This is a genomic window from Thalassospira sp. MCCC 1A02491, from assembly GCF_001613785.1.
In the GTDB taxonomy this organism is placed as follows: Bacteria; Pseudomonadota; Alphaproteobacteria; order Rhodospirillales; family Thalassospiraceae; genus Thalassospira; species Thalassospira povalilytica.
Genome location: NZ_LPVX01000003.1, coordinates 136347 through 147992 on the forward strand (window position 1 = coordinate 136347; position 11646 = coordinate 147992).

Below are 11646 nucleotides of genomic sequence, written 5' to 3' on the forward strand. Positions count from 1 at the left end.
TCTGCGCATCAACATATCACGGAACCCGATATCCGTCGCGGAAAACTATACGAAAGTGGTGGTTCATTGCAGGGATCCGGTCCCGCCCGTCCGGCTGATCATTCAAGCCAGATTGACAGGACCGGTACCCGCTAATCAGTTCCCGCGGATCATGGTCCCGGCACCGCGTTCGGTGAACAGTTCCAGCAACACGGCATGGGGGGCACGCCCATCGACAATCACGGCGGCCTCGACCCCGTTCTGCACCGCATCCATGCAGGTTTCGGTTTTCGGGATCATGCCACCCTGAATGGTGCCATCGGCAATCATCTCGTTGATGTGGTCGGTATCGGCATCCCTTACAAGGTTTTTGTCCTTATCAAGAATGCCCTTCACATCGGTCAGCATATAAAGACGACGCGCACCGACCGCCTTGGCAATCGCCCCGGCCGCCGTGTCGGCGTTGATGTTATAGGTCTGCCCATCCTCGCCAACACCGATCGGTGAGATGACCGGGATAATGTCGGTATTGATAAAGCAATCAAGCACATGCGGATTGACCTTTGCCGGTTCACCGACAAAGCCCAGATCAAGTACCTTTTCGATATTGCTTTCCGGGTCACGCTTGGTCCGGGTCAGTTTGCGCGCCGTGATCAGATGCGCATCCTTGCCGCACAGACCGACACCGATACCGCCAGCGGCATTGATGTTGGAAACGATTTCCTTGTTGATCTTGCCGGCCAGAACCATTTCGACAACGTCGATGGTTTGCTGATCGGTCACACGAAGACCGTCGACAAATTCCGACTGGATATTGAGCTGCTTGAGCATCTGGCCGATCTGCGGACCACCGCCATGCACCACGATCGGGTTCATGCCGACCTGTTTGAGCAACACCATATCCTGGGCAAACAGGCGGGCCAGTTCCGGGTCACCCATCGCGTGGCCGCCATACTTGATCACGATCGTCTGACCGTTAAATCGTCGCATATAGGGAAGAGCCTCGGAAAGGACTTTGGCACGTGCCAGCGTCCGGTATGCGCTGGATTCCGATTGGTCTTCTTCAGAACGGATTTCTTCGTTCATCTCACTTCCCCATAATTAAGCGATGAACCTGACGATGTTACAGCAGTGTGGATATTTCTGCCCGCAATTCCGCAAGTCCGGTATTCTTCTCACTTGATGTCGCAAAAATCTGTGGCAAGGCGGCCGGGTGTTTCACCAGGGCATCGACCACTTCCTTGATGCGTTTTTCAAGCTGTCCCTTTTTTAGCTTGTCCGACTTGGTCAGCACAACCTGATAAGGCACCGCTGACTCATCAAGCAGCTTCATCATGTCCAGATCGGCCTTTTTGAAGCCGTGTCTGGAATCAATCAGCACGAACACACGACGCAGGGTCACACGCCCGCGCAGATACTGTTTGATCAGTGCATGCCAGGTATCGACGATATCCTTTGGCGCCTGGGCAAAACCATAGCCCGGCAAATCGACGACATAGCACTCGCCATCCAGATCAAAATAGTTCAGCTGCTGGGTACGTCCCGGTGTGTTTGACGTCCGGGCAATGTCCTTGCGGCCCGTGATCGCATTGATCAGGCTGGACTTGCCGACATTGGAACGTCCGGCAAAACAGATTTCTGTTTTTTCCTCTGGCGGCAACTGTTCGAGCTGCGCCACACCAAGAACGAAGTTAACCGGGCGGCTAAAAAGCTTCCGCCCGGCTTCGATTACTGAGTCTTCATGCTTCGGAATAGCAGTATCCGAGGGCAAATTTTCTTGTGTCATTGTCATTCCTTCCCCGAACTGGCGGGGATTTTCCCCCGAAGGGAAGATAAACCCGTAAAGGGTAGATGGGGGTTAAACCCCCATCTTGTACATGATGTAGCGCTGCTGAATGATCGACAGCGTGTTGTTCCATGCCCAGTAGATCACCAGACCAGCCGGGAAACTTGCCAGCATGAAGGTAAAGATGAACGGCAGGAACATCATGATCTTCGCCTGGGTCGGATCGGCCGGTGCCGGGTTCAGTTTCTGCTGCAGATACATGGTAAGACCCATGATCAGCGGCCAGACACCAATCATCAACATCTGGGGCGGATCCCACGGGATCAGGCCAAACAGGTTGAAGATCGTGGTCGGATCCGGTGCAGACAAGTCCTGGATCCAGCCAAAGAACGGCGCATGGCGCATTTCAATGTTCACAAACAGGGTCTTATACAGCGCAAAGAAGACCGGGATCTGAACAATAATCGGCAGACAGCCCGAAGCCGGGTTGATCTTCTCGCGCTTGTAAAGCGCCATCATTTCCTGCTGCTGACGCTGACGGTCATCCTTGAACTGTTCGCGCATCGCCGTGATTTTCGGCTGAAGCTTTTTCATCGCACTCATGGATTTGTACGACTTGTTCGCCAGCGGGAACATCACGGCCTTGACCAGAACCGTCAGCAGAAGAATTGCAACGCCGAAGTTGCCAACCAGATGGTTGATCCACTGCAGCATTTCAAAGAACGGAATGGTCAGGAACCAGAACCAGCCAAAGTCGATCGCACGGTCGAGAAGCTTGATCGAAAATTCATCCTGATATTCGACCAGCAGGTTGTATTCCTTGGCACCGGCAAACAGGCGGCTTTCCGAGGATGCGGACGCACCATCGGCAACCGTGCGGGCCGAACCAAGGTAATCTGTCTGGAACTTGTCGGTATTGTTATCGATATGGTGGCTAAAGCGCGTGGTCATCTGTTCATCAGATGCCGGCGCCAGCGCGACCAGCCAATATTTGTCCGAGAAACCAAGCCAGCCGCCAGTGGTGGTTTCTTCAACCGCACCATCATCGGCAAGGGAATCGTATTTGTATTCCTCAAGGCTGCCATTGATGACGCCGATCGGGCCTTCATGCAAAACGGCAAAGCCCGACGTATGGGGCATGCCCTTGCGCGAGATCAGGCCATAGGGATGCAGGGTAACTTCCGCACCGCTATTGTTTTCGACCGACTGTTTGACGGTGAACAGATAGTTCTCGTCAATGGCGATTTCACGTTTGAAGGTCAGGCCCGCACCGTTGTCCCAGGACAGGACAACCGGGGTTTCCGAGGTCAGCTTGTCGCTGCTTGCCGTCCAGCGGGTGTCGCTGTTGGGAAGGGCGATGTTCCTGTCAGCGCCGACCCAGCCGAATTCGGCGAAATAGGCATCATCGCTGCCGGTCGGGTTCAGAACATGGATCAGCGGGCTGTCGGGTTCTTCGGTCTCGCGATAATCCTGAAGCTGGATATCGTCGATCACGCCGCCAACAAGGCGAATCGAACCTTCGATGCGCGGGGTATCAATCGCGATGCGCGGCGATTTCGCCAGTGCATCTTCACGTTTGACTGTCGGCACTGCCGGTCCACCGCCCGGTACACGCGGTGTACCGTTTGATACCTGCGGCGTGTTGGTGCCGTTTGCATCAAGCTGTTCACGAACTTGCGCCTCGCGAACCTGGGTATCAGGCTCCGGCGCAAAGAAGAATTGCCACCCGATAAGAATCACAACTGCCGATGCAATTGCCACCCACAGGTTACGTTGTTCGTTCATCGCCTCTTTCCGCTTTGCTCAGCCAGCACGCGCCGACCGCTTATTCTATTTACATGACGAAAGCGCCGGGGACCGGTTTTCACCGTCCGACGACGCTTTGTTTTGTTCGCAGCCACATCCGGGCACGGGATCATAACCATGACCACCCCATGGATGGCAACGCATTATCCGTTTAAATCCCATCCAGCCGCCTTTTATTGCCCCGTGACGGGCCAATGCTTCTATCATAAATGCCGAACAGGTCGGCTGATAGCGACAGGACCACCCGATATAAGGCGACAAAAACAGCTGGTAACCGCGAACAGCGATTTGAAGAAGACGGGCTACGAAACCGGGTACGGGAGTCCGGGAGGTCATTTTGACTGGCCTCCTGCCTTTGTCTGGGCACTGGACGGATTGCCACCGCGTCCCTTGCGGGGACGGCGCGAATCCGGTGCTGACGGTTTGGCATCAGGAACCCGACGCAGAGCAAACTTCATATCATCAATCAGCTTGTCAAACGGCCGATCAATGGTTTGGGCACGACCGATCACGACATAATCCCAACCGGGTAATGCGAGTTCGCTCATCAATTGCTCTGCCACAGCACGCAAACGCCGCCGAACGCGATTGCGGACGACGGCCTTTCCCACCTTTTTGGTGACGGTAAATCCGACTCGTGCGAATCGATCTTCACCGGCGTATTCTGTATCCGGCTTGATCCCCGGGCGCGGTGCGCCCTGAAGGATCAACCCTTGTGTAACCCATTTTCGGCGGGTGCCCGCAACACGGAGGAATTCCGCACGCTTTTTAAGGCGTTCCACCGAAATGGTCACAACATTAGGCCGACAGACGCTTGCGGCCCTTGGCGCGGCGTGCGGTCAGCACACGGCGGCCACCGACGGTCGCGCTGCGGGAACGGAAGCCGTGGCGGCGTTTCCGTACGAGTTTGCTTGGCTGGTAGGTGCGCTTCACTGCACTTACTCCGTTCTAAATAAGGTAATCCGATAAAATTCGAGGTCCGCTGTATAGGGCTTCACACAATGGCTGTCAACTCGTGACAGGGTGATTCCCCCCAGAAAACCGGCAATGCCGCCGGGATTTCGTCCCGACGGCACCCGAAATGTGAATTCGTTACCACTCGATACGTTCGACATTGGAGAAAGTCAACTCAGAACCATCCGAAAACACGATGGTTCCCGACGAATCGGTGGAAAGTTCAAGCGAGTGTTTCTTCGAATCGGTGATTGTCCCTTCATCAAGAATCAGGGTCCAGTCACACGAATCGAGATGGCCACCCCCAACACCATGCAATTCGATGGTATCGGTCGTCCAGCCGTTGGCACCACCATCTACATGGTCCTTGCCATCGCCCATATTAAAGATGAACAGATCCGAACCGCCGCCGCCATACAGGGTATCATCCCCGATGCCGCCGATCAGCGTATCGTCGTCATCCCCGCCAAGCAGAAGATCGTTACCGTCCCCGCCACTTAGCGTATCGCGCCCGGCACCGCCCGAAAGGGTGTCGTCGCCTTCTTCGCCATACAGCTTGTCGTCACCGCCACCGCTATCGAGTGTGTCGTTGCCCGACCCGCCATAGAACGTATCCTTGCCCCAGCCCCCGGTCAGGGTGTCATTGCCCGAACCACCGTCGAAATAGTTGTCACCACCATCGGCATTAAGAATGTCATTGCCATCGCCGCCAAGGAAGGTGTCATCGCCCCAGGCCCCATGGATGGAGTCGTTGCCATCCCCGCCCCAGACGGTGTTTTTGCCGCTGCCAACGTCGATATTGTCGTTGCCCGCCCCGGCCGAGACCGTGTCATTGTCACTGCCGGCCGTGATGGTGTCATTGCCGCTGCCGGTTTCGATATAGTTGCGACCTTCGCCAGCACCGATGGTGTTGTTGCCGTCTCCGGCAAAGATTTTGTCATCGCCGGAACCGACACTGATGCTGTCGTCTCCTGCGCCGGTCCAGACGGTATTGCGCCCCTCACCGGCAGAGATTTTGTTGTCTCCACCTTCGTCATAGATGATGTCGTCGCCAGAGCCGCTGCTGATCGTGTCTTTCCCGGTGCCGGTCCAGACGACATTGCGGCCTTCGCCTGCACTGACAAAGTTGTCACCGTCGCCGCCAATGATCGTGTCATTGCCACTGCCGGCATACAGGGTGTCCTTGCCGTCACCGGTTTCGATATAGTTATTGCCTTCATTGGCATAAATGATGTTGTCACCATCGCTGGCAAAGATCTTGTCATGACCGCTTCCGGCCGTGATGTAATCATTGCCGGTACCGCCATAGATGGTGTTGTTGCCTTCGCCGCCATGCACCGTGTCATTGCCGGAACCGGCATCGATATAATCATGGCCGTCATCACCGGTGACACTGTCATCACCGTCCCCGGCATAGATCACGTCATTACCATTGCCACCCCAGATCGTGTCATTGCCGGCATTGGTCGATACCGTATCATGACCGCCACCGGCACCGATGGTATCGTTGCCCGAACCGGTTTCGAAGGTTTCATTGGCATCGGTACCCCACAGGGTTTCGTTGCTGTCTGCCAGTTCTTCGATCGTGACTTCCAGAATGGCCGTTGTCGTTGCCGTATCGTCACCATCCCGGGACTGAACAGACACCGTCAGTTCGAACGTACCGGAATAGTCGCTTGCCGCGGTGATGGTCAGCCCGACCAGCTGTGCAGCCCCAAGCGTCCAGCTTCCATCGCCGTTATTGGTTCCGGCCGACAGGCGTGCGCCATCGGGAACCCCGGAAATCGTGATCGACAGGGTTTCACTGCTGTCCGTGACCGCAGCATCAATATCAAGCGGAACACTGTTGCCTTCATCCCCGCTGGCGTCCGACACCTCAAGCGTTGGTGTATCGGCAACGCCGGCAACGTCCACAGTAATGGTGTCATTGACACTTGCGCTGTCATTGCCATCGGTTGATGTCACGGTGACGTTCAGATCGAACGATCCGGAATAGTCATCGGGCGGCGTGATGGTCAGACCGTCAAGATCGCCTGCCGACAGGGTCCAGGTGCCGTCACCATTATCGGTTCCGGCCGACAGGGTCGCCCCATCGGGCACACCGGAAATCGTCACCGACAGGGTTTCGGATGCGTCGCCAAGCCCGGCACTGATATCAAGACTGATCGCGCTGTCTTCGTTGCCTGATGCATCGGAAACCGCAAGGTCCGGCGCATCGGCAACCGCGGTCACACCAACCGTGATGGTGTCACTGATGCTTGATGTGTCATTGCCATCGGTCGATGTGACCGTCACATCCAGATCAAACCCGCCGGAATAATCTTCGGGCGGTGTGATGGTCAGGCCGTCAAGGTCGCCTGCCGACAGGGTCCAGGTGCCATCACCATTATCGGTTCCGGCCGACAGGGTTGCCCCGTCGGGCACACCGGAAATCGTGATCGAAAGGATTTCGGACGCGTCGCTCAACCCGGCACTGATATCAAGGCTGATCGCACTGTCCTCGTTGCCCGATGCATCGGCAACCTCAAGACTTGGCGTATCGGCAACCCCGGCCACATCAACCGTGATGACGTCACTGGTTGATGTGCTGTCATTACCAGACGTTGAAACGGCGGTAACCGACAGATCAAACGACCCGGAATAATCATCGGCCGGTGTGATCGTCAGACCTTCAAGCTGGTCCGAACTCAGCGTCCAGGTGCCGTCACCATTGTCGGTTCCGGCCGACAAAGTCGCCCCGTCCGGAACGCCCGAAATCGTGATCGTCAGCGTTTCGGTGCTGTCATTCAGCCCGGCAGCAATATCAAGCGATATGCTTGTATCTTCATTTCCGCTTGCATCGGCAACCGACAGGGTCGGGCTTTCTGCAGACGGGTCATAAAGTTCGCCATCGACATAGATTTCAAGATTTTCGACATTGTCGACTTCGACACCCAGTGCCTCAAGCGTAAGGCTGCCCTCACCGCCCGATGCAATGTGGTCCTGCAAATCCTGAAGTGCGTCAAGAACACCATCGCCCGAAAGCTGTTCCGATGTCAGATAAAGCTTCAGGGTATCGGTCTGGCTGCCACCATCAACAATGCCCGTGCCCTCGCCGGTCAGATCGACCGTATAGCGGATTTCATCCGACCCTGATTCGCCATACAGCTTGTCATCACCCGACCCAATCAGGATATCGTTCGAATTCCCGCCATAAAGCGTATCTGTGCCCTCACCGCCATCAAGGGTGTCATGACCGCTGCCACCAAGGATGGTGTCGTTACCCGCACCACCTTCAACAGTGTCGCTTGAACTTCCGGCATCGATGTAATCATCCCCGGCACCGCCGGTAATCGTGTCTTTGCCGCCGCCGCCAAAGATGGTGTCATTGCCTTCACCGCCATCGACAGTGTCATGCGAACCACCGGCATTGATGTAATCGTCACCGGCACCACCGGTTATAGTGTCCTTGCCACTGCCGCCAAAGACCCTGTCGTCGCCGTCGCCACTATCGATGATGTCATTGCCGCCACCGCCATATACCGTGTCAGCACCTCCGCCGGAGCTGATGGTGTCGTGACCGCTTTTGGCGTTGATGTAGTCATCGCCATCACCGGTCGTGATGCGGTCGGTGCCATCCGTGCCAATTACCGTCTCGTTCGGGTTATCAATGACCTCAACCTGAAGGTTCTGCGAAATGCTTGCACTGTCAGCACCATCAACCGAGGTCGCGGTCACCGTCAGGTCAAAATTGCCGGAATAATTGTCTGCGGGCGTGATCTTCAGCCCGGAAAGCTGCGACGCCGACAAAGTCCAGGTGCCATCACCGTTATCGGTTCCGGCCGACAGACTTGCCCCTTCGGGCACACCGGCAATCGTTACCGACAGAATTTCGGATGCATCGGTCAGCCCTGCTGCAATCGCAAGGCTGATGGCACTGCCCTCGCCACCACTGGCATTCGAGACCGTCAAAGTCGGCGCGTCTGCGACACCCGCAACATCAACCGTGATGCTGCCGGTCGTCGTTGCAACGTCTTCGCCATCCACTGAGGTCGCGGTCACACCAAGATCAAACGATCCGCTGAAGTCTTCAGCCGGGGTAATCGTCAGACCTTCAAGCTGGTCCGGATTCAGTGTCCAGGTGCCGTCACCGTTATTGGTGCCCGCAGACAAAGTCGCACCATCCGGAACACCACTGACCGTGATCGACAGAACTTCCGAGCTGTCCGTAAGACCTGCGTCGATGTCGAGCGCGATGGCAGAATCTTCGGAGCCAGAGGCATCCGCGACATCAAGCGTCGGGGTGTCTGCGACACCAGCCACATCAACTGTAATGCTGCCCGTGGTTGTCGCAACGTCTTCACCATCAGTTGAAGTCGCGGTTATGCCAAGGTCAAATGATCCGCTGAAGTCTTCAGCCGGCGTGATCGTCAGACCTTCAAGCTGGTCCGGGTTCAGTGTCCAGGTGCCGTCGCCATTGTCCGTACCAGCAGACAAGGTTGCACCGTCCGGAATGCCGGAGATGGTGACGCTTAGAACTTCCGAGCTGTCGGTCAGTCCAGCGTCGATATCAAGTGCAATTGCACTGTCTTCCGAACCGGAAGCATCAGTGACATTCAAAGTCGGCGCATCCGCAACACCAACCACATCAACCGTGATCGAACCGGTCGCCGTTGCAACGTCTTCGCCATCAGTTGAGGTTGCCGTCACACCCAGGTCAAACGACCCACTGAAGTCCTCAGCCGGTGTGATCGTCAGACCTTCAAGCTGATCCGGGTTCAGCGTCCAGGTGCCGTCGCCATTGTCAGTCCCAGCCGACAGGGTCGCGCCATCCGGAACACCATTGATCGTGATCGACAGAACTTCGCTGGAATCCGTGAGACCAGCGTCAATATCAAGCGCAATGGCACTATCTTCGTTGCCCGATGCGTCGGACACATCAAGTGTCGGCAGATCCGCATCCCCAATGACATTGACCATCACGGTGTCTGTCACGCTGGCGATATCCACACCATCCTGCGTGCTTGCCGTGATTTCCAGATCGAAACTGCCGCTGAAATCTTCCGGCGGGGTAATCGTCAGGCCTTCAAGATCGTCTGAGGTCAGTGACCAGGTGCCATCGCCATTATCGGTACCGGCCGACAGGCTTGCACCTTCCGGCACACCGGAAATCGTGATGGTCAATGTTTCGGAACTGTCCGTCAGGCCCGCATCAATATCAAGTGCAATGGCGCTGTCTTCTGTACCCGACGCGTTCGCGGTCTCAAGTGTCGGGGCATCGGCCACACCGGCAACATCAACCGTGATCGAGCCGGTTGTTGATGCCGCGTCTTCGCCATCAACCGACGTCGCGGTAACGCCAAGATCAAACGTTCCGCTGAAATCTTCCGGCGGCGTGATCGTCAGTCCTTCCAACTGGTCCGGATTCAGCGTCCAGGTGCCGTCACCATTATCGGTTCCGGCCGACAAAGTCGCACCATTCGGAACGCCGGAAATGGTAACGCTCAGAACTTCCGAGCTGTCCGTCAGGCCTGCGTCAATATCGAGCGCAATCGCGGAATCTTCATTGCCGGAAGCATCAGCTGCGTCGAGCGTCGGCGCATCAGCCACACCGGCAACATCAACCGTGATCGATCCGGTTGTTGATGCCGCATCTTCGCCATCAACCGACGTCGCGGTAACGCCAAGATCAAACGTTCCGCTGAAATCTTCCGGCGGCGTAATTGTCAGGCCTTCAAGTTGATCCGGGCTCAGCGTCCAGGTGCCGTCACCATTATCGGTTCCGGCCGACAGGGTTGCACCATCGGGCACGCCCGAAATCGTGACGGTAAGTGTTTCGGCGCTATCGGTCAGGGCAGCATCAATATCAAGCGCGATCGCACTGTCTTCACTGCCCGAAGCATCCGAGGTCTCAAGCGTCGGGGCATTTGCGACATCATCGACTACGATGCTGCGGCTTACCGATACCGAATTGGTGTCCGTACCATCGGTTGCCGTTGCCGTAACAACAAGATCGATGCTGCCTTCAAAGTCCGACGGCGTGGTCAGCGTCAGACCCTCAAGATCATCAGGATCAAGGCTCCAGCTGCCATCTTCATTTTGTGTGCCGGCACTCAGGGTCGCATCTTCCGGGACCCCGGTGATGGTAATGCTCAGGCTTTCCGAACCATCGGCATCATTCAGGGCTGCCTCGATAGTTACCGGATATGAAATGCCGCCTGTTTCAGGGGCCTGTACCAGATCGGCATTTCCGACCACGACGCCGTCACCAAACGAAATCGCCTCGATCTGATTGACGGTCAGGGTTTTGCCGGTATCCAGATCAATGATCTGTGTATTGATGACGCCCTGATTGTTGGTGAAGTTCTGCAGGGAATAGGAAGTGGATGCCTTGCCAAGATACAGGACATCACTACCCGAACCGCCATCCACGGCCGATGTCTCGCCGATATCGCCCTTGATTGTCAGGCTGTCATTGCCATCGCCAAGACGGATATTGTTCCCCAGATTGGTATCGCCATTCAGGATGACCTGATCGTTACCGCCCTGCAGATCAAAATTCTCGTTCATGTTCAGGTCACGGTCGATGACAAATGTATCATCGCCACCGGTGCCCTGATGATTGGAACTGCCATTATCGACAAAGTCGTTCTGGCCCCCGCCAGTCCCCCCACCGGTTGGCGTTCCCTCCCCAATCGAAACAGTCAGGGACGGCGCATCAGCAACGCCAGCAACATCAACCGTGATCGAACCGGTGGTGGTTGCGATATCGCCACCATCAGCTGATTGAGCAGTGACACCAAGATCAAACGACCCGCTGAAGTCGTCAGCCGGCGTGATCGTCAGACCTTCAAGCTGGTCCGAGTTCAGGGTCCAGGTTCCGTCACCATTATCGGTCCCAGCAGACAAGGTCGCGCCATCTGGCACACCACTGATCGTTACCGTCAGAACTTCGCTGGAATCCGTGAGACCAGCATCAATGTCGAGCGCGATGGCAGAATCTTCGGAGCCAGAGGCATCCGCAACATCCAAAGTCGGCGCATCAGCAACACCCGCAACATCGACCGTGATTGAACCACTGATCGTCGCAATATCCTCGCCATCGGCAGAAGTTGCCGTCACACCAAGATCAAACGAACCGC

General features: G+C 56.2%; 7 protein-coding genes. All 7 read right to left on the reverse strand.

Features of this window, described 5'->3' with window-relative positions:
* Positions 1-135 precede the first annotated feature (135 nt).
* Positions 136-1065 carry an acetylglutamate kinase gene (argB, locus tag AUQ42_RS02100; protein ID WP_068517295.1) on the reverse strand — a complete coding sequence of 310 codons (930 nt, stop codon included), beginning with the start codon at positions 1063-1065 and terminating at the stop codon, positions 136-138.
* 37 nt (positions 1066-1102) lie between these two features.
* Positions 1103-1765: a ribosome biogenesis GTP-binding protein YihA/YsxC gene (yihA, locus tag AUQ42_RS02105; RefSeq protein WP_068517316.1), complete on the reverse strand. Its 663-nt coding sequence runs from the start codon at positions 1763-1765 to the stop codon at positions 1103-1105.
* Positions 1766-1837: 72 nt separating this feature from the next.
* Complete coding sequence (yidC, locus tag AUQ42_RS02110; RefSeq protein ID WP_068517296.1) at positions 1838-3550, reverse strand: membrane protein insertase YidC; 1713 nt, start codon at positions 3548-3550, stop codon at positions 1838-1840.
* A 45-nt stretch (positions 3551-3595) separates the two neighbouring features.
* Entirely contained in the window at positions 3596-3907 is a 312-nt protein-coding gene (gene yidD / locus AUQ42_RS15590) for a membrane protein insertion efficiency factor YidD (protein WP_082817674.1), read from the reverse strand.
* On the reverse strand, positions 3904-4365 hold the full coding sequence (gene rnpA / locus AUQ42_RS02115; RefSeq protein WP_068517297.1) for a ribonuclease P protein component: 462 nt from the start codon (positions 4363-4365) through the stop codon (positions 3904-3906). Before rnpA ends, yidD begins: the two co-directional genes overlap by 4 nt.
* Positions 4366-4369: 4 nt before the next feature.
* The gene (gene rpmH / locus AUQ42_RS02120) at positions 4370-4504 is read right to left on the reverse strand and encodes a 50S ribosomal protein L34 (protein ID WP_007091264.1); all 135 of its coding nucleotides are present in this window, start codon (positions 4502-4504) and stop codon (positions 4370-4372) included.
* Positions 4505-4663: 159 nt separating this feature from the next.
* Positions 4664-11626: an Ig-like domain-containing protein gene (locus AUQ42_RS02125; protein ID WP_231856656.1), complete on the reverse strand. Its 6963-nt coding sequence runs from the start codon at positions 11624-11626 to the stop codon at positions 4664-4666.
* Positions 11627-11646 lie beyond the last annotated feature (20 nt).

Coding starts and splice junctions, on each gene's coding strand:
- argB (WP_068517295.1), bottom strand. CDS start 1,065: ATGAACGAAGAAATCCGTTCTGAAGAAGACCAATCGGAATCCAGCGCA.
- yihA (WP_068517316.1), bottom strand. CDS start 1,765: ATGACACAAGAAAATTTGCCCTCGGATACTGCTATTCCGAAGCATGAA.
- yidC (WP_068517296.1), bottom strand. CDS start 3,550: ATGAACGAACAACGTAACCTGTGGGTGGCAATTGCATCGGCAGTTGTG.
- yidD (WP_082817674.1), bottom strand. CDS start 3,907: ATGACCTCCCGGACTCCCGTACCCGGTTTCGTAGCCCGTCTTCTTCAA.